Genomic DNA, 18,391 nt, shown 5'->3' with positions numbered 1-18,391 from the left:
TCGGCATGTGCCTGTTTTATGTCCGAACCCCCGGCCCGACGCCCGGGTGCAGCCGCCCGTACCGTTTCGGGTGATGTCGCGGCCTGTTTAGGCTAGAATGCACGGCCTCAAAGCACACCCCTTCCCGAGGCTGTCCCGAAGATGTTGATCCTGCGCGGCGCTCCTGCCCTTTCTGCCTTTCGCCACAGCAAACTCCTTGAGCAACTGAGCCAGAAAGTTCCGGCTGTCAGTGGCTTGTATGCTGAATTCGCTCACTTCGCCGAAGTCACCGGCGTCCTGACCGGCGACGAACAGCAGGTGCTCGCGCGCCTTCTGAAGTACGGCCCAAGTGTTCCGGTACAAGAGCCGACCGGTCGTCTGTTCCTGGTGTTGCCGCGTTTCGGCACCATCTCGCCATGGTCCAGTAAAGCCAGCGACATCGCTCGCAACTGCGGCCTGACGAAAATCCAGCGCCTGGAGCGCGGCATCGCGTTCTACGTCGCCGGCCAGTTCAGCGACGCTGAAGCGCAGCTTATTGCCGATGGTCTGCACGACCGCATGACCCAGATCGTCCTCGGCAACCTTGAACAAGCCGCCGGCCTGTTCAGCCACGCCGAACCGAAACCGCTGACTGCCATCGACGTACTGGGTGGCGGCCGCGCCGCGCTGGAAAAAGCCAACACCGAGCTGGGCCTGGCCCTGGCCGAAGACGAGATCGACTACCTGGTCAACGCCTTCGTCGGCTTGAAGCGCAACCCCCACGACATCGAACTGATGATGTTCGCCCAGGCGAACTCCGAGCACTGCCGTCACAAGATCTTCAACGCCAGTTGGGACATCGACGGCCAGAGCCAGGAAAAAAGCCTGTTCGGCATGATCAAGAACACCTACGTGATGCACAGCGAAGGCGTTCTGTCGGCTTATAAGGACAACGCTTCGGTGATCGTCGGTAACGTCGCCGGCCGTTTCTTCCCGGACCCTGAAACCCGCCAGTACGGCGCGGTGCAGGAACCGGTGCACATCCTGATGAAAGTCGAGACTCACAACCACCCGACCGCGATTGCCCCGTTCCCGGGCGCATCCACCGGTTCCGGTGGCGAAATTCGCGACGAAGGCGCTACCGGTCGCGGCGCCAAGCCAAAGGCTGGCCTGACCGGTTTCACCGTGTCCAACCTGCAAATCCCGGGCTTCGAACAGCCGTGGGAAGTGCCGTATGGCAAGCCTGAACGCATCGTGACCGCGCTGGACATCATGATCGAAGGCCCACTGGGTGGTGCCGCGTTCAACAACGAATTCGGTCGTCCTGCCCTGACCGGTTACTTCCGTACCTTCGAACAGTCGATCACCACCCCGCGTGGCGACGAAGTTCGCGGTTACCACAAGCCGATCATGCTGGCCGGCGGTATGGGTAACATCCGTGCCGAACACGTGCAGAAAGGCGAGATCACCGTTGGCTCCAAGCTGATCGTCCTCGGCGGCCCGGCGATGCTGATTGGCCTGGGCGGCGGCGCGGCTTCCTCCATGGCCACCGGCACCAGCTCGGCAGACCTGGACTTCGCATCCGTACAGCGCGAAAACCCGGAAATGGAACGTCGCTGCCAGGAAGTCATCGACCGTTGCTGGCAGTTGGGTGAACACAACCCGATCAGCTTCATCCACGACGTCGGCGCGGGCGGTCTGTCCAACGCCTTCCCGGAACTGGTCAACGATGGCAACCGTGGCGGTCGCTTCGAACTGCGCAACATTCCAAACGACGAGCCGGGCATGGCCCCGCACGAAATCTGGAGCAACGAATCCCAGGAACGCTACGTTCTGGCGGTCGGCCCGGCTGACTTCGAACGCTTCCAGGCGATCTGCGAACGTGAGCGTTGCCCGTTTGCCGTGGTCGGCGAAGCCACTGCCGAACCGCAACTGACGGTCACCGACAGTCACTTCGGCAACAGCCCGGTGGACATGCCACTGGAAGTGCTGCTGGGCAAAGCCCCGCGCATGCACCGTTCGGCTGTTCGCGAAAACGAACTGGGCGATGATTTCGATCCTTCGACCCTGGAGATCGCAGACTGCGTCGAACGCGTTCTGCATCACCCGGCCGTGGCGAGCAAAAGCTTCCTGATCACCATCGGCGACCGCACCATCACCGGCCTCGTGGCCCGTGATCAGATGGTCGGCCCGTGGCAGGTTCCGGTGGCTGACGTTGCCGTTACCGCTACCAGCTTCGACGTGTACACCGGTGAAGCCATGGCCATGGGCGAGCGTACTCCGCTGGCACTGCTGGACGCTCCGGCGTCGGGCCGCATGGCCATCGGCGAAACCCTGACCAACATCGCGGCTTCGCGCATCAACAAGATCTCCGACATCAAACTGTCGGCCAACTGGATGTCCGCTGCCGGTCACCCAGGCGAAGATGCGCGTCTGTACGACACCGTGAAAGCAGTCGGCATGGAGCTGTGCCCGGACCTGGGCATTACCATTCCGGTGGGCAAGGACTCCATGTCCATGGCCACGCGCTGGAACGACGAAGGTGTCGACAAGACCGTGACCTCGCCGATGTCCCTGATCGTGACCGGTTTTGCGCCTGTGGCTGACATCCGTCAGACCCTGACGCCGGAACTGCGCATGGACAAGGGCACCACCGACCTGATCCTGATCGATTTGGGCCGTGGCCAGAACCGCATGGGCGCCTCGATCCTGGCCCAGGTTCACGGCAAGCTCGGTTCGCAAGCGCCGGACGTCGACGACGCCGAAGACCTCAAAGCCTTCTTCGCCGTGATCCAGGGCCTCAACGCCGACGGTCATTTGCTGGCTTACCACGACCGTTCCGACGGTGGTCTGCTGACCAGCGTCGTGGAAATGGCCTTCGCCGGTCATTGCGGCCTGAGCCTGAACCTCGATGGTCTGGCCGAGACTTCCGCCGACATCGCCGCGATCCTGTTCAACGAAGAACTGGGCGCCGTGATCCAGGTTCGCCAGGACGCCACTCCGGACATCCTTGCGCAGTTCAGCGCTGCCGGTCTGGGCGAGTGCGTGTCGGTGATCGGTCAGCCGATGAACAACGGCGAGATCAGCATCACCTTCAACGGCGAAACCGTGTTCGAAGGTCAGCGTCGTCTGCTGCAACGTCAGTGGGCGGAGACCAGCTACCAGATCCAGCGCCTGCGTGATAACGCCGACTGCGCCGAACAAGAGTTCGACGTGCTGCTGGAAGAAGACAACCCGGGTCTGAGCGTCAAGCTGAGCTACGACGTCAACCAGGACGTCGCCGCGCCTTACATCAAGAAAGGCATCCGTCCACAGGTTGCCGTGCTGCGTGAGCAGGGCGTCAACGGTCAGGTGGAAATGGCGGCCGCGTTCGACCGCGCCGGCTTCAACGCAATCGACGTGCACATGAGCGACATTCTGGCCGGCCGTGTCGACCTGAACGAGTTCAAAGGTCTGGTGGCTTGCGGCGGTTTCTCCTACGGCGACGTATTGGGCGCCGGTGAAGGCTGGGCCAAGTCCGCGCTGTTCAACAGCCGCGCTCGCGATGCGTTCCAGGGCTTCTTCGAACGTAACGACAGCTTCACCCTCGGCGTGTGCAACGGTTGCCAGATGATGTCCAACCTGCACGAGCTGATCCCGGGCAGCGAGTTCTGGCCACACTTTGTGCGTAACCGTTCCGAGCAGTTCGAAGCCCGTGTGGCGATGGTTCAGGTCCAGGAATCGAACTCGATCTTCCTGCAAGGCATGGCCGGTTCGCGTATGCCGATCGCTATTGCTCACGGTGAAGGTCATGCCGAGTTCGCCAGCGAAGAAGCGTTGCTGGAAGCCGATCTGTCCGGTTGCGTGGCGATGCGTTTCGTCGACAACCACGGCAAGGTCACTGAAAACTACCCGGCCAACCCGAACGGCTCGCCGCGCGGGATCACCGGTTTGACCAGCCGCGACGGTCGCGTAACGATCATGATGCCGCACCCGGAACGTGTGTTCCGCGCCGTGCAGAACTCGTGGCGTTCGGAAGACTGGAACGAAGACGCACCTTGGATGCGTATGTTCCGTAATGCGCGCGTCTGGGTGAACTAAGAGCGGGTGAACTAAGCGCTGTGTACAAGCTCAGTTTTTTTGTTCCAACCAGTCACGTCGAAGACGTGAAAAGTGCCGTATTCGCCGCCGGTGGCGGACGGATCGGTGCGTACGACCATTGCGCCTGGCAAGTGCTCGGCCTCGGTCAGTTTCGCCCGCTGGATGGCAGTCAGCCGTTCATTGGGGAAGCGGGGCAGGTCGAGCAGGTTGAGGAATGGAAGGTTGAGCTTGTGGTCAGCGACGAGTTGATTCGCGCGGTAGTGGAGGCTCTGAAGCAGAGTCATCCCTACGAGACGCCGGCTTATGAGGTGTGGCGGTTGGAGGATTTTTGATCCGCCTGCCGCTGAAATGAAAAACCCGCTGATGAAGATCAGCGGGTTTTTTTTTTTGCCTGAAAATGATCGTTCCCACGCTCTGCGTGGGAATGCATCCCGTGACGCTCTGCGTCACATTCTGAAGCGGAACGCGGAGCGTCCCTGGCGGCATTCCCACGCAGAGCGTGGGAACGATCGGGCCAGGATCTAAACCTTGGCACTCACCTCACTGCGATTCACCAATGCCTCCAGTGCCTCATTCAAACTCGATGCCTTGTCGCCAATCAGCAGATGCCAAATCCCGCCCTCCAACTGACTGACACCCAGGCATCCCAACGCTTTCAGATCACATTCCGACAACGCCTTGCCGTCTGCCAGTTGCAATCGAATCCGGGTCATGGCGATGCAGTCCATCTGCAACACGTTCTCGCCGCCGCCCAACGCATTCAGCCATTGCTGCGCTTCCAGCGGCGCCACCGCAGCTAGTTTCGGCGCATCGATCACCGCAGCAGGGGAGGAAATGATCGCTCGCCCCAAAGCAGGCATCGCCAGGCGAATCTCATCGGCAATGCTGTCCGCCATCGGCCCGACCACCACCTGCAAACTCCCGCCCTTGCCCGGACGCACCACCGCCATCGCCCCCAGCGCTTTCAATTGCGCATCGTTCGCCTTGTTGCGATCCACCATGTCCAGCCGCAACCGAGTAGTACATGCACCCACGGTGATCAAATTCTGCGCACCGCCCAGTGCCTTGATGTAAGCGCCGGCCCGTTCGTTGTCGGCGATGACGACTTTGTCGCCATTGAGAACATCTTCACGCCCCGGCGTCTTCAAGTTGAACCGACGAATGCAGAAATCAAACACCCCGTAGTAGATCACCGCATACGCCAGGCCGACCGGTACCATCCGCCAGCCGTTGGTGGATTTTCCCCAGCCGAGAATCATGTCGATCAAGCCACCGGAAAACGTAAACCCGAGGTGAATGTTCAGCAGGTTGGTGATCGCCATCGACAGTCCGGTCAACAACGCATGCACTAGAAAAAGCAGCGGCGCGAGGAACATGAAGGCGAATTCGATCGGCTCAGTCACACCGGTCAAAAACGACGTCAGCGCCATCGACAGAAAGATCCCGCCCATGACCTTGCGGCGCTCCGGCAAAGCATTGCGGTACATCGCAAGGCACGCGGCCGGCAGACCGAAGATCATCACCGGGAACATACCGGTCATGAACTGGCCGCCCTTCGGGTCGCCGGCGAAGTAGCGCGACAAGTCGCCAGTGACGATGGCGCCCGTGGTCGGATCAGTGAAGTTGCCGAAGACGAACCACGCCATGTTGTTGAGGATGTGGTGCAGCCCGGTGACGATCAGCAAGCGGTTGAATACGCCAAAGACGAACGCGCCGAAGCTGCCGCTCTCCATCATCAAGGTGCCGAAGCTGTTGATGCCGTGTTGGATGGGCGGCCAGATCAAGCCGAAAATGACGCCCAGGCCGACGGCGGCGAACCCGGTGACAATCGGCACGAAGCGCCGGCCGCCAAAGAACGCCAGGTACTCCGGCAGTTTGATGTCCTTGAAACGGTTGTACAGCGCGCCCGCCATCAAGCCGCTGACGATCCCGGCGAGCATGCCCATGTTGATGCTCGCGTCGAGCACCTTGAGGGTGGAGATCATCACCAGATAGCCAATGACGCCGGCCAGGCCTGCAGTGCCGTTGTTGTCCTTGGCGAAACCGACGGCGATGCCGATGGCGAAGATCATTGCCAGGTTGGCGAAGATGACCTGGCCGGCGTCGTGGATGATCGCGATGTTCAGCAGGTCGGTGTCGCCCAGGCGCAGCAACAGGCCGGCGATCGGCAGGATCGCGATCGGCAGCATCAGCGCGCGGCCGAGGCGTTGCAGGCCTTCGATGAAGTATTGATACATGGCGAATCTCCCTGGGTTCTTGTTGTTTTGTTGTTGAGAGCTCAGCTCAGAGGCCATTGCTGGTGACAGGCGTGACGCACCGCAGTGGCGCTGCTCAACTTGAGCAAACCCTGGCTGATGCGTCGGCATTCGCTCGCGTCCAGGTGGCGGACGCGATCCTTGATTTCACCGATCTGCACCGGGCTGACCGACAACTCGCTGACGCCCAGGCCAATCAGTACCGGGGTGGCCAGCGGATCGGAGGCGAGCGCGCCGCAGACACCGACCCAACGGTTATGCAGCGCAGCACCGGCGCAGGTCTGGGCGATCAGCCGCAGCAATGCCGGGTGCATGGCGTCGACCCGCGAAGCGAGGCCGGCGTGGTCGCGGTCCATGGCCAGGGTGTATTGCGACAAGTCGTTGGTGCCGATCGACAGGAAGTCCGCATGCTCTGCAAGTTGCTCGGCCAGCAGCGCGGCGGCGGGGACTTCGATCATCACGCCCAGCTCCGGGCGTTCAAGCACACCGAGTTCAGTGCACAACGCATCGAGACGCTGGCGGATGTGCAGCAACTCATCGACTTCGGTCACCATCGGCAGCAGGATCCGGCAGCGCGACAGCGGGCTGACGTGCAGCAAGGCGCGCAATTGCTGATCGAGGATTTCCGGACGGACCTGAGCCAGGCGAATGCCGCGCAGGCCAAGCACCGGGTTGGCCTCCGCCGGCAGTGGCAAATAGTCGAGTTGTTTGTCGCCGCCGACGTCGATGGTGCGGATGATCACCGACTTGTCGCCCATGGCGTCGAGCACGGCTTGATAGGCGGCGCGCTGTTCCTCTTCGTCCGGTGCGGTGTTGCGATCCACAAACAGAAACTCGGTACGCAGCAAGCCGACGCCGTCGGCGCCATTGGCCAAGGCATCACCCGCTTCAGCGCTGGAGGCCACATTGGCGGCGACTTCAATCTGCAAGCCGTCGAGCGTCAGCGCCGGGCTGTGAGCCTTGGACTGTTGTTCGGCGCGGCGCTGTTGATGATCGAGTTGCGCCTGATGCACCTCGGCCAAACGTTCGGCATTCGGCATTAGTTCGAGACGACCGTTATTGGCATCCAGCACAACCGCTTGGCCTTGCTGCTGATCCAGCAGCGTAGAACCCAGCGCGACCAGGCACGGTAAACCTTTGCCGCGAGCGAGAATCGCCACGTGGGAAGTCGCGCCGCCCTCGGCCATGCACAACCCGGCAACACCTTGCTGGCTCAGTTGCAGCAGATCGGACGGCGTCAGTTCATGCGCAGCGACGATGGCGCCGGCCGGCACGTCGTAGTGCCAGCTTTCGCCGAGCAGGGCGCGCAGCACGCGTTGTTTGAGGTCGCGCAGATCATTGGCGCGTTCGGCCAACAACGGGCTGCCAAGTTGCTGGAGCACTTCGCACTGGACGTCGATCGATCGGCTCCAGGCGTGGGTTGCGGCCATGCCTTGGTCGATGGAGGTGTTGGCTGCGTTCAGCAGCGCCGGGTCTTCGAGCAGGGCCAGGTGTGCGGCGAAGATCGCTTCTTCGTCGGTGTTTTTATGTTTCCTGGCTTGGGTCAGCGTGTGCTCGATTTCACTGCGCACAACCGTCAGCGCGGAGTCGAGAACGAGCCGCTGTTGCTCGGGATCATGGTTGCCGGCATCCACCGGCAGGCTGATGGCGTTCAAGCGGAACAACGGCCCGCCCACCAGGCCGGGAGCGGCACAAACACCGTGCAGCACGCCCGCTTCGGCCGCTCGAGTACGTCGGGCCATCGGTGTCGGCGCGGCGGCGTGGCTGTCTTCGGCCAGCGCTGTGGATAAGGCGATCAGCAATGCTTGCAACGCGGCTTCGGCGTCCGGGCCCTGGCAGCTGACCTGAACCTCGTCCTGCTCGCCGACGGCCAAACCCATCAAGCCGATCAAGCTGTCGCAGGTCGCCGATTTGCCAGCGAAGTGCAGCTGCGATTGGCTCTTGAAACCTTGCGCCGTCTGGCGAATCAGCGCTGCCGGACGGGCATGCAAACCGCCGCGATGGGCGATGCGAATGTGGCCATGAATCGCTTCCCCGCAGAGCTCCGCTTCGGTCTGCGCGCCCGACGCGTGCCGACGAATGATGTGCAGCAATGGCTCGCCCACTTTCACTGACTTCAGCGTGATCGGTCGCGCCTGAAAGTCCTGGCTGTTGGTCAGGATCATCAGGCTGACCAGGCTTTTGCACTGCTGCGCGACCTTGTCCAGGTCGTAGCGCAACAGCGGCTGGCCGTTGCTGACCCGCGCACCTTCCTTGACCAGCATCGAGAAGCCTTCGCCCTGCAACGCGACCGTGTCGAGGCCCAGGTGTAGCAGCAATTCGGCGCCGTTGTCGGCACGCAAGGTAACGGCGTGGCCGGTGCGCGCGACGTGTACCACGACACCGGCGCACGGGGCGTGGAGGGTGTCGTTCAGCGGATCGATGGCGATCCCGTCGCCCATGGCGCCGCTGGCGAACACCGGGTCCGGGACTTTGGCGAGCGTGAGCACCGGGCCGCTGAGCGGGGCGCTGAGGGTCAGCTCTTTATTATTGTTGTGCATGGCTCGGTCTCATCAGTAAAAACTACGGTTCGGATCAACTTGCCCTTTCGGATCAACTCGCCCTGTAGCAGCTGTCGAGTGAAACGAGGCTGCGTTTTTTTTGATCCTGCGTTGAAAAGATCGCAGCCTCGTTTCACTCGACAGCTGCTACAGGGTTTCCCGCTCAATGGGTGCGGGTCACTTTGCTCAAGTGCCGTGGCTGGTCCGGGTCCATGCCTCGGGCGACGGCCAGACCGGCGGCCATGACGTAGAAACTCTGGATGGCCAGAATCGGGTCGAGGGCCGGGTGTTCGGCGCGGGTCAGGGTGAGGTCGCGTTCGGCAATGTCATCGGGTGCGGCCAGCAATACGCGGGCACCGCGCTGACGCATGTCGGTGGCGAGGCTCAGCAAACCGGCTTGCTCGGCGCCGCGCGGGGCGAAGATCAGCAGTGGATAATGTTCGTCGATCAACGCCATCGGGCCGTGGCGGACCTCGGCGCTGCTGAAGGCTTCGGCCTGGATCGCCGAGGTTTCCTTGAATTTCAACGCGGCTTCCTGGGCGATGGCGAAACCGGCGCCACGGCCAATCACCATCAGGCGCTGGCAATCACGCAAGGCATCGATGGCCAGGCTCCAGTCCTGTTTCGCCGCTTCGCGCAAACCTTCCGGCAGGGCGAGGCCGGCCTCAAGCAATTCCACGTCCTCTTTCCAGTGGCCGATCAGACGGGCGCTGGCGCTGAGAGTGGCGATAAAACTCTTGGTTGCCGCAACGCTACTTTCGGTGCCGGCACACAGCGGCAGGCTGAACTCACACGCGGCCTCCAGCGGCGAACTCTCGGCATTGACCATCGAGATGCTCAGGGCGCCGCGCTTGCGCAGCAGGCGCATGCTGTTCACCAGATCGGGACTTTGCCCGGACTGCGAAAAGGCGAACGCCACTTGGCCGCTGACCTTCAATGGCGCTTGCAGCATGGTCACCACCGACATCGGCAACGACGCCACCGGGAAGCCCAATTGCTGCATGGTCAGGTAGGCGAAGTAACTGGCGGCATGATCGGAGCTGCCACGAGCGACGGTCATCACCACTTGCGGCGGCTGACGGCGCAGGCGCCCGGCGATCTCGATCATCTGCGGGTCGAGCTCTTGCAATTGGGCTTGCACGGCCTCGAACGAGGACAGCGCCTCTTCAAGCATTTTTGAAGTCAATGTCTTCTCCTTCGACCATGACGGCGGTCAGTGTGAGTGAGCGATCGAGCCGCACGCAGTCGGCCCAGGCGCCGGGTTGCAGGCGCCCGCGTTCGTTGAGGCCGAGGTAGTCGGCGGGGAATTGCGAAAGACGTTGCGAGGCCTCGGCAATGGGCAAACCGATCTTCACCAGATTGCGCAGGGCCTGATCCATGGTCAGTGTGCTGCCGGCCAGCGTGCCGTCGGGCAAGCGCACGCCGCCCAGGCATTTGGTCACGGTGTGGCTGCCGAGCTTGTACTCACCGTCGGGCATACCCGCTGCGGCGGTCGAATCGGTGACGCAATACAGGCACGGGATCGAACGCAAGGCCACACGGATGGCGCCGGGGTGTACGTGCAGCAAATCCGGAATCAGTTCGGCGTATTTGGCGTGAGCCAGTGCCGCGCCGACGATGCCCGGCTCGCGGTGATGCAGCGGGCTCATGGCGTTGTAGAGGTGAGTGAAACTGCTGGCGCCGGCTTCAAGCGCGGCAACGCCTTCCTCGTAACTGCCCAGGGTATGGCCGATTTGCATGCGCACGCCGCGAGCGCTGAGGTCACGGATCAAGGCGTCGTGGCCGGCGATTTCCGGGGCGATGGTGATCACTCGGATTGGCGCCAGTGCCAGGTATTCTTCGACTTCGGCTATCAACGCGGTGTGGGCGAAATTCGGTTGCGCGCCGAGTTTTCCGGGGTTGATGTACGGACCTTCGAGGTGCACGCCGAGGACTCGGGCGCTGCCTTTCGGACGCCGCTCGCAGTACTCGCCAACGGCTTTGAGCACGCTGGAAATTTCTGCAGGCGGCGCGGTCATGGTGGTCGCCAGCAGCGAGGTCGTGCCGAAACGCACGTGGGTTTTGGTGATGGTCTCGAAGGCTGGCGCACCTTCCATGATGTCTTTGCCGCCGCCGCCATGAACGTGCAGGTCGATGAAACCCGGAAGCAGGTAAGGCAGGTCGTTGTCGGCCGGATCGCACGGTTGGCCTTCGATCGAGACGACCTTGCCGTGTTCGTGAATCAGCCGGCCGCGAACCCAGCCGTGGGCGGTGAGGATATTGTCTTCGGACATGATCGGTTCTCGTTGCTCGATTGGCGGCAATCTTTTAGCGGCGAAGCTCTGCGACAAAGTCGTAGTAGTCGTTGCGGCAATAGGTGTCGGTGACTTCGATCGGCGTGTTGTCTTCCAGGTAGCCGACCCGGGTCATCAGCAACATGGCGGTGCCGGGGGCGATGCCCACGAGGGTGGCGAATTCGTCCGAGGCGTTGATCGCCTGAATGTGCTGCAAGGCACGGACGATCGGCTTGCCGATGCCGTCGAGGTATTCGTACAGGGAGTCGCCCACCGCTTGCGGCTTGGGAATGATCGAGGCGGGCAGGGTGCTCATCTCGATCGCCATCACCGTGTCGTCGGCTTTGCGCAGACGCTTTAGCCGCGCAACCTTGTCGTTCGGCGAGAGGCCCAGGCGGATCAGTTCTTCGTGGGTCGGCGGAGTGATTTCCCGTTCCAGCCATTGCGAGCCGGGGACGAAGCCTTTCAGCCGCAGCATCTCGCTGAAACCCGAGAGGCGCGACAGCGGTTGTTCCAGGCGTGGGGTGATGAAGGTGCCGGAACCCTGGTTGCGGCGAATCAGGCCTTGTTCGAACAGAACTTCCAGTGCCTTGCGGGCGGTGACGCGGGAGATGCCCAGCATTTCGCTGAGGTTGCGCTCCGACGGCATGGCCTGTTCGGCTTTCCACTGGCCGGCATGGATCGCCGTTTCCAGATTACGCGCCAGTTGCAGGTACAACGGCGTGGGCTGGGTGTCGTCAGGGCGTAGGGCCTGGAGGTCATTCATGTAGGTTTGGTCCGATGCGGATATAGGATTGTTGTCGCCCGGTGGTGAGACGAAACCTAATACCACTTAAATACCATGTCAATGAGACCACTTTGCGGTTGGCGCTGGAAAGCCTGCCCGGATTGATGGGCAATAGGGTTGATGGTTTGAAGTGGTATTAGCGGTGGGAGTTTTTAGCGCAAAGATCGCAGCTTGCGGCAGCTCTTACACGGTGAATTGGTATCTACCCGGTAGGCGCTGCCGCAGGCTGCGATCTTTTGAATTTATTTTTTGATGAGCGACCAAAGGTAGCCCAATTGATCGTTCCCACGCAGAGCGTGGGAACGATCATAGAAGGGGGATTACGGGCGGATTTCGATCATCGTGCCGTCCGGCACCAAACCCCAAACCTCGCGCATGTCCATGTTGCGCATGGCAATGCAGCCGTCGGTCCAGTCCAGCGTGTGGAACAGGTCCTCGGGGTTTTCTTCCGTGTCCGGGGTGCCATGGATCATGATCATGCCGCCGGGGTCCACGCCTTCACGCCGGGAACGCGCGGAATCGCTGATGTTCGGGTAGGAGATGTGCATCGCCAGGTTGAATTTATCGCTGACCTTGCGCCAGTCCAGCCAATAGAAACCTTCAGGCGTGCGTTTGTCGCCTTCCATCAGCTTCGGCCCCTTGGGGCGTTTGCCCAGGGAAATGCGATAGGTCTTGATTGGCTTGCCGTCATTGATCAATTGCAATTGATGGGCGGACTTGAGCACCAGGACTTTTTCGATGACTTTGCCGTCCAGCGTTTCCGCAACGGAAGCCTGGGAAACAGCGACGAACGCCAAGCAAAACAGGGCAAGCAACCAGCGCATTGAAACGATATCCCTAAAAGGTGTCGCGACTATATAAGTTATAGGTGATTTTAGAGCCAGGAGCTTATGTGTTGGCAGGCTGAGCGAGCGGCGGGATTGACTCGGACCGCACGGGGTAGACCTCGGTCCGCCGGTCAGCGAAGAAGCATTCTAAGGTACGGCCCACTGTGCGGAAAGCCAACTCGGACCACGGGATGTCGGCTTCGTCGAAAAGCTGCACTTCCAGGCTTTCGGGGCCGGCGGCAAAGTCCAGGTCCACCAGTTCGGCACGGAAGAACACATGCACCTGGCTGATGTGCGGCACGTCGATCAACGTATAGAGGGTCAGGTTGCGCACCCGCGCACAGGCTTCTTCGGCCGTCTCGCGAATGGCCGCCTGCTCGATGGTTTCACCGTTTTCCATGAAGCCGGCGGGCAGGGTCCAATAACCGAGCCGAGGCTCGATGGCACGTCGGCACAGCAAGACCTTGGAACCCCAGGTCGCGACGCAACCGGCGACGATATTGGGGTTCTGGTAGTGAATCGCCTGACAGCTGTCACAGACAAAACGCAGGCGCGAATCGCCCTCTGGAATACGCTGGGTCACCGGGTTGCCGCACTGACTGCAAAATTTCATGCTTGGGTTCCTGAATGCTGCGCCTATCTTGGCGTGCGGCGGTGTCTGTCGGCAAGTTGTCGTTTAGCGACATGCAGTGTTTATGGGGTTGGGCGGCCGGTTCGATTGGTGCATGATGCGAGATAGAGAACAAATCGAGAAGACTCATGCTGGACGAGCTACTTCACCGAGTTAGCAATCACACCCCAAGCACACTGGAAACCGATAAACGTTTCCCTGAAGCCGCCGTGCTGGTGCCCATCACCCGCAGCGACGAGCCGGAACTGGTTCTGACCCTGCGCGCCAGCGGGCTCTCGACCCATGGCGGCGAAGTTGCCTTTCCCGGCGGGCGACGCGACCCTGAAGACCCGGACCTTGTTTTCACCGCCCTGCGCGAAGCTGAAGAAGAAATCGGCCTGCCGCCGGGGCTGGTCGAAGTGATCGGCCCGCTGAGCCCGTTGATCTCCCTGCACGGCATCAAGGTCACACCCTATGTCGGTGTGATTCCGGACTTTGTCGAGTACCGGGCCAACGATGCCGAGATTGCCGCCGTTTTCAGCGTACCGCTGGAGTTCTTCCGCAAGGACCCACGCGAGCACACCCATCGAATCGATTACCAGGGCCGCAGTTGGTACGTGCCGAGCTATCGTTATGGCGAGTACAAAATCTGGGGCCTCACGGCGATTATGATCGTCGAGTTGATCAACCTGCTCTATGACGCCAAAATCAGCCTGCACCAGCCACCCAAGACATTTATCAATACCTGACGCCATCGCCCGTATGGCGTGAAGCCGATTTTTGCAAGTGAGCCAGCCTGGCCTTGAGGACAACAAGATGAAATATCGCCTGGGCGACGCCCGTGTCGAAACCCATCCGCAGAGCTGGGTCGCACCCAATGCCGTTCTGGTGGGCAAGGTCAAGCTGGAAGAGGGCGCCAACGTCTGGTTCAACGCGGTGCTGCGTGGCGACAACGAACTGATCCTGATCGGCAAGAACAGCAACGTCCAGGATGGCACGGTGATGCACACCGACATGGGTTATCCCCTGACCATCGGCACCGGCGTGACCATCGGCCATAACGCCATGCTTCATGGCTGCACGGTGGGCGATTACAGCTTGATCGGGATTAACGCGGTGATCCTCAACGGCGCGAAAATCGGCAAGAACTGCATCATCGGCGCCAACTCATTGATCGGTGAGGGCAAGGAGATTCCTGACGGTTCGCTGGTCATGGGTTCCCCCGGCAAAGTGGTGCGCGAGCTGACCGAACCGCAGAAAAAAATGCTGGAAGCCAGCGCTGCTCACTATGTGCATAACTCACAACGTTATGCCCGCGATCTGGTTGAGCAGGAACAATGAGCACGCCCGAACGCCCGGTTCGATCGCCTTGCGTGAATATCTGCGCGCTGGACGAGGACGATATTTGCACCGGGTGTCAGCGCACCGTGGAAGAGATCACCCGCTGGAGTCGGATGGACAACGAAGAGCGGCGCACGGTGTTGGGGTTGTGTCATGAGCGGGCCAAATCCAGCGGGATTCTCTGGATGATCGGCAAAACTCCTAACTTGTAGCAGCTGGCGGAGCCTGCGTTCGGCTCGGTCCGCGTTCGGGCGAAGCGGTCGCAAAATCAGGCACCTCGGTCTTCCAGGCAAACCGCGTGCACAGGATTCACGACTGCTTCGCAGCCGAACGCAGCCTCGCAGGCTCGACAGCTGCTACAGGATTCGCGTTTGGGTTTGGTGCAAAGTACCCTGTCCGCCAAATTGACAGGTATCCCGCCGTCCCATGCTCTTCCTGATCGCCTACATCAGCAGCGTCGTGCTGACCAACTACGCCTTTTCCACCGCCCCGCACCTGGACATCATCTGGTCGGCCTGGGGTGGTTTGATCTTCGTTTTGCGCGACATGGTGCAAACCCGTTTCGGCCATGGCGCAATCGTGGCGATGCTGGCAGCGCTGGTGTTGTCCTACGTGACATCCGATCCCTCCATCGCGCTGGCCAGCGCCACAGCGTTCGCCGTCTCGGAGTGCATTGACTGGCTGGTGTTCAGCATCACCAAGCGTCCCTTGCACGACCGCCTGTGGATAAGTTCGGCGCTGAGCATTCCCCTCGATACCTTCATTTTCTTCGGCATGATCGATGCTTTTACTCCAGGCGTGATCCTCACGGCCATGGGCTCGAAGTTCGCGGGTGTGACCGTGGTGTGGATCGTGATGGCCTGGCGCTTGCGCAAGCAGGCAGTCGTCAGCTGAAGCCAAACCCGCCGGTTCATGTAAAATGCCGCGCTTTCTCCCCATGGGAAGCGCGCCAGGCGTCGCGTCCCTCGATGATCCGCTCCTTTGAGGACCTGAGATGACCCGTATCGGAACTCCATTGTCGCCAACCGCGACCCGCGTACTGCTGTGTGGCTGTGGTGAGTTGGGCAAGGAAGTGGTGATCGAGCTGCAACGCCTGGGCGTTGAAGTGATTGCCGTGGATCGCTACGCCAACGCGCCGGCCATGCAGGTCGCGCATCGCAGCCATGTGATCAACATGCTCGACGGCGCCGCCCTGCGTGCGGTGATCGAAGCCGAAAAGCCGCATTTCATCGTGCCGGAAATCGAAGCCATTGCCACCGCGACCCTCGTGGAGCTGGAAGCCGAAGGCTTCACCGTGATCCCGACGGCTCGCGCCGCGCAGCTGACCATGAACCGCGAAGGCATCCGTCGCCTGGCCGCTGAAGAACTGGACTTGCCGACCTCGCCGTACCACTTTGCCGACACCTTCGAGGATTACAGCAAGGCTGTCGAAGACCTCGGTTTCCCCTGTGTGGTCAAACCGGTGATGAGCTCGTCAGGTAAAGGCCAGAGCCTGCTGCGCAGTGCCGATGACGTGAAAACCGCTTGGGATTACGCGCAAGAAGGCGGTCGTGCCGGTAAAGGCCGCGTGATCGTCGAAGGCTTTATCGACTTTGACTACGAAATCACCCTGTTGACCGTGCGCCACGTTGGCGGCACGACGTTCTGCGCGCCAGTCGGCCACCGTCAGGAGAAGGGCGACTATCAGGAATCGTGGCAGCCACAAGCCATGAGCCCGATTGCCCTGGCCGAATCCGAGCGCGTTGCCAAAGCCGTCACTGAAGCCTTGGGTGGCCGTGGTCTGTTTGGTGTCGAGCTGTTCATCAAAGGCGATCAAGTCTGGTTCAGCGAAGTCTCGCCGCGTCCACATGACACCGGTCTGGTGACGTTGATTTCCCAGGACCTGTCGCAATTCGCACTGCACGCACGGGCGATTCTGGGCCTGCCGATTCCATTGATCCGTCAGTTCGGGCCATCGGCTTCGGCGGTGATTCTGGTGGAAGGGCAGTCGACTCAGACGGCTTTCGCCAATCTCGGTGCTGCGTTGAGCGAGCCGGATACGGCGTTGCGTCTGTTTGGCAAGCCTGAGGTCAATGGTCAGCGCCGGATGGGTGTGGCGTTGGCGCGGGATGAGTCGATCGAGGCTGCACGGGCTAAAGCGACCCGCGCGTCCCAAGCTGTTGTTGTAGAGTTGTAACCGAGTCGCGCCCATCGCGAGCAGGCTCACTCCCACAGGGGGGGCGCGTTCTTTTGACAGAACGCGGTCCCCCTGTGGGAGTGAGCCTGCTCGCGATGCTCTGGCTTTTTAAGCCACCCGATTCAGATCGTTATCGCGCGTTTCCTTCAGGCACAGCACAGCAATCAAGCTGAGCACCGCCGCCCCCGACACATACCCGCCGACATAACTCAAACCACCCATCGCCACCAACTTCTGTGCGAAGAACGGTGCCGCCGACGCTCCGACAATGCCGCCCAGGTTGTAGGCCGCCGATGCACCGGTATAACGCACGTGGGTTGGAAACAGCTCCGGCAGCAACGCGCCCATCGGCGCAAACGTCACGCCCATCAGAAACAGTTCGATGCACAGGAACAGCGCCACGCCCCAGGTCGAACCTTGGGTCAACAGGGGCTCCATCAGGAAGCCGGACAGAATCGCCAGCACACCGCCGATGATCAGCACCGGTTTGCGCCCGTATCGATCACTGGCCAAGGCCGACAGCGGCGTGGCGGCGGCCATGAACAGCACGGCGAAGCACAGCAGCGCGAGGAAGGTCTCGCGGGTGTAGCCGAGCGTCGACACGCCATAGCTCAGCGAAAACACCGTCGAGATATAGAACAGCGCGTAGCACACCACCATCGATCCGGCACCCAGCAGCATCGGTGCCCAATATTGGCTGAACAGCTCGACCAATGGGATTTTCACCCGTTCCTGGCGCGCCATTGCGTTGGCAAACACCGGGGTTTCGTGAAGCTTGAGGCGCACGTACAGGCCAACCATCACCAGCGCGGCACTGAGCAGGAACGGAATCCGCCAGCCCCACGAGCGGAACTGCTCGTCGTCCAGGGTCATGGCCAGCGTCAGAAACAGGCCGTTGGCCGCGAGGAAACCAATCGAGGGGCCGAGTTGCGGGAACATGCCAAACCAGGCGCGTTTGCCCTTTGGTGCATTCTCCGTCGCCAGCAACGCCGCGCCGCCCCATTCGCCGCCGAGCCCCAGGCCTTGGCCGAAGCGCAGCACGCAAAGCAGGATCGGCGCCCAGGCGCCGATGCTGTCGTAACCCGGTAGCACGCCGATCAGCGTGGTGCATACGCCCATCAGCAGCAGCGAGGCAACCAGTGTCGATTTGCGCCCGATACGGTCGCCGAAGTGACCGAAAAGCGCCGATCCCAGCGGTCGAGCCAGGAAGGCGATGCCGAAGGTGAGGAACGCCGACAGCATCTGGGCCGTGCCGGAGGTCTGCGGAAAAAACACCGGACCGATCACCAGCGCAGCGGCAGTGGCATAGACGTAGAAATCGTAGAACTCGATGGCGGTGCCGATGAAACTCGCGGTCGCCACGCGGGTGGCGGAGTTCGTCGGTTGTGCAGGCGCGGCGTCGTTATAAGTCGTGCTGGTCGTCATGCGGTTATCCCTGACAGTCATGTGCCCCAGTGGAGCGAATTATTATGGTCGAACACCCAGGGATGTGGGTTTGATGCGGGGTGCGGGTAGCACGGGGGTATGGCGGGGCTTGGGTAAGC

15 protein-coding genes are annotated in these 18,391 nt (G+C 61.4%); 7 read left to right on the top strand and 8 right to left on the bottom strand.

Features of this window, described 5'->3' with window-relative positions; translation table 11 throughout:
- Nucleotides 1-141 precede the first annotated feature (141 nt).
- Nucleotides 142-4,038, top strand: a complete 3,897-nt coding sequence (purL, locus tag AC3WP4_RS26875) for a phosphoribosylformylglycinamidine synthase (protein ID WP_076029868.1) — start codon at nucleotides 142-144, stop codon at nucleotides 4,036-4,038.
- Nucleotides 4,039-4,058: 20 nt separating this feature from the next.
- On the top strand, nucleotides 4,059-4,370 hold the full coding sequence (gene cutA, locus AC3WP4_RS26870; RefSeq protein WP_102616551.1) for a divalent cation tolerance protein CutA: 312 nt from the start codon (nucleotides 4,059-4,061) through the stop codon (nucleotides 4,368-4,370).
- Nucleotides 4,371-4,559: 189 nt separating this feature from the next.
- Here cutA and nagE read toward each other — a convergent pair whose 3' ends face one another.
- From nagE to AC3WP4_RS26835, 7 genes are all read right to left on the bottom strand, one after another.
- Complete coding sequence (nagE, locus tag AC3WP4_RS26865; protein ID WP_102616552.1) at nucleotides 4,560-6,275, bottom strand: N-acetylglucosamine-specific PTS transporter subunit IIBC; 1,716 nt, start codon at nucleotides 6,273-6,275, stop codon at nucleotides 4,560-4,562.
- 41 nt (nucleotides 6,276-6,316) lie between these two features.
- Nucleotides 6,317-8,833 carry a phosphoenolpyruvate--protein phosphotransferase gene (ptsP, locus tag AC3WP4_RS26860; protein WP_102616553.1) on the bottom strand — a complete coding sequence of 839 codons (2,517 nt, stop codon included), beginning with the start codon at nucleotides 8,831-8,833 and terminating at the stop codon, nucleotides 6,317-6,319.
- 163 nt (nucleotides 8,834-8,996) lie between these two features.
- A complete protein-coding gene (locus AC3WP4_RS26855) occupies nucleotides 8,997-10,019 on the bottom strand; it encodes an SIS domain-containing protein (protein ID WP_102616554.1) in 1,023 nt (340 codons plus the stop codon).
- Entirely contained in the window at nucleotides 10,000-11,106 is a 1,107-nt protein-coding gene (nagA, locus tag AC3WP4_RS26850; protein ID WP_102616555.1) for an N-acetylglucosamine-6-phosphate deacetylase, read from the bottom strand. The genes AC3WP4_RS26855 and nagA overlap by 20 nt, the downstream gene beginning before the upstream one ends.
- 34 nt (nucleotides 11,107-11,140) lie before the next feature.
- Entirely contained in the window at nucleotides 11,141-11,872 is a 732-nt protein-coding gene (locus tag AC3WP4_RS26845) for a GntR family transcriptional regulator (RefSeq protein WP_102616556.1), read from the bottom strand.
- 341 nt (nucleotides 11,873-12,213) lie between these two features.
- Nucleotides 12,214-12,717 carry a L,D-transpeptidase family protein gene (locus AC3WP4_RS26840; protein WP_074879915.1) on the bottom strand — a complete coding sequence of 168 codons (504 nt, stop codon included), beginning with the start codon at nucleotides 12,715-12,717 and terminating at the stop codon, nucleotides 12,214-12,216.
- Between the two features lie 64 nt (nucleotides 12,718-12,781).
- Entirely contained in the window at nucleotides 12,782-13,333 is a 552-nt protein-coding gene (locus AC3WP4_RS26835) for an NUDIX hydrolase (protein WP_074879912.1), read from the bottom strand.
- 146 nt (nucleotides 13,334-13,479) lie between these two features.
- On the opposite strand from AC3WP4_RS26835, the gene AC3WP4_RS26830 reads away from it, so the two are divergent.
- From AC3WP4_RS26830 to purT, 5 genes are all read left to right on the top strand, one after another.
- Nucleotides 13,480-14,079 (top strand): CoA pyrophosphatase, encoded by a 600-nt coding sequence (locus tag AC3WP4_RS26830; protein WP_074879909.1) that lies wholly within the window; start codon nucleotides 13,480-13,482, stop codon nucleotides 14,077-14,079.
- A 67-nt stretch (nucleotides 14,080-14,146) separates the two neighbouring features.
- On the top strand, nucleotides 14,147-14,671 hold the full coding sequence (locus AC3WP4_RS26825; RefSeq protein WP_007936184.1) for a gamma carbonic anhydrase family protein: 525 nt from the start codon (nucleotides 14,147-14,149) through the stop codon (nucleotides 14,669-14,671).
- The gene (locus AC3WP4_RS26820; protein WP_074879906.1) at nucleotides 14,668-14,883 is read left to right on the top strand and encodes a DUF1289 domain-containing protein; all 216 of its coding nucleotides are present in this window, start codon (nucleotides 14,668-14,670) and stop codon (nucleotides 14,881-14,883) included. The genes AC3WP4_RS26825 and AC3WP4_RS26820 overlap by 4 nt, the downstream gene beginning before the upstream one ends.
- 214 nt (nucleotides 14,884-15,097) lie before the next feature.
- Nucleotides 15,098-15,565 (top strand): 7-cyano-7-deazaguanine/7-aminomethyl-7-deazaguanine transporter, encoded by a 468-nt coding sequence (locus tag AC3WP4_RS26815; RefSeq protein WP_076029875.1) that lies wholly within the window; start codon nucleotides 15,098-15,100, stop codon nucleotides 15,563-15,565.
- A gap of 100 nt (nucleotides 15,566-15,665) precedes the next feature.
- Nucleotides 15,666-16,847 carry a formate-dependent phosphoribosylglycinamide formyltransferase gene (gene purT / locus AC3WP4_RS26810; RefSeq protein WP_074879900.1) on the top strand — a complete coding sequence of 394 codons (1,182 nt, stop codon included), beginning with the start codon at nucleotides 15,666-15,668 and terminating at the stop codon, nucleotides 16,845-16,847.
- A 108-nt stretch (nucleotides 16,848-16,955) separates the two neighbouring features.
- Here purT and AC3WP4_RS26805 read toward each other — a convergent pair whose 3' ends face one another.
- Nucleotides 16,956-18,272: an MFS transporter gene (locus AC3WP4_RS26805; RefSeq protein WP_102616557.1), complete on the bottom strand. Its 1,317-nt coding sequence runs from the start codon at nucleotides 18,270-18,272 to the stop codon at nucleotides 16,956-16,958.
- Nucleotides 18,273-18,391: the final 119 nt, after the last annotated feature.

This window comes from Pseudomonas sp. FW305-20 (assembly GCF_058788075.1).
This window is presented reverse-complemented; position numbering and strand designations above follow the sequence as displayed.

Coding starts and splice junctions, on each gene's coding strand:
- AC3WP4_RS26815 (WP_076029875.1), top strand. CDS start 15,098: ATGCTCTTCCTGATCGCCTACATCAGCAGCGTCGTGCTGACCAACTAC.
- purT (WP_074879900.1), top strand. CDS start 15,666: ATGACCCGTATCGGAACTCCATTGTCGCCAACCGCGACCCGCGTACTG.
- AC3WP4_RS26835 (WP_074879912.1), bottom strand. CDS start 13,333: ATGAAATTTTGCAGTCAGTGCGGCAACCCGGTGACCCAGCGTATTCCA.
- AC3WP4_RS26825 (WP_007936184.1), top strand. CDS start 14,147: ATGAAATATCGCCTGGGCGACGCCCGTGTCGAAACCCATCCGCAGAGC.
- nagE (WP_102616552.1), bottom strand. CDS start 6,275: ATGTATCAATACTTCATCGAAGGCCTGCAACGCCTCGGCCGCGCGCTG.
- AC3WP4_RS26820 (WP_074879906.1), top strand. CDS start 14,668: ATGAGCACGCCCGAACGCCCGGTTCGATCGCCTTGCGTGAATATCTGC.
- AC3WP4_RS26805 (WP_102616557.1), bottom strand. CDS start 18,272: ATGACGACCAGCACGACTTATAACGACGCCGCGCCTGCACAACCGACG.
- AC3WP4_RS26845 (WP_102616556.1), bottom strand. CDS start 11,872: ATGAATGACCTCCAGGCCCTACGCCCTGACGACACCCAGCCCACGCCG.
- ptsP (WP_102616553.1), bottom strand. CDS start 8,833: ATGCACAACAATAATAAAGAGCTGACCCTCAGCGCCCCGCTCAGCGGC.
- purL (WP_076029868.1), top strand. CDS start 142: ATGTTGATCCTGCGCGGCGCTCCTGCCCTTTCTGCCTTTCGCCACAGC.
- nagA (WP_102616555.1), bottom strand. CDS start 11,106: ATGTCCGAAGACAATATCCTCACCGCCCACGGCTGGGTTCGCGGCCGG.
- AC3WP4_RS26840 (WP_074879915.1), bottom strand. CDS start 12,717: ATGCGCTGGTTGCTTGCCCTGTTTTGCTTGGCGTTCGTCGCTGTTTCC.
- AC3WP4_RS26830 (WP_074879909.1), top strand. CDS start 13,480: ATGCTGGACGAGCTACTTCACCGAGTTAGCAATCACACCCCAAGCACA.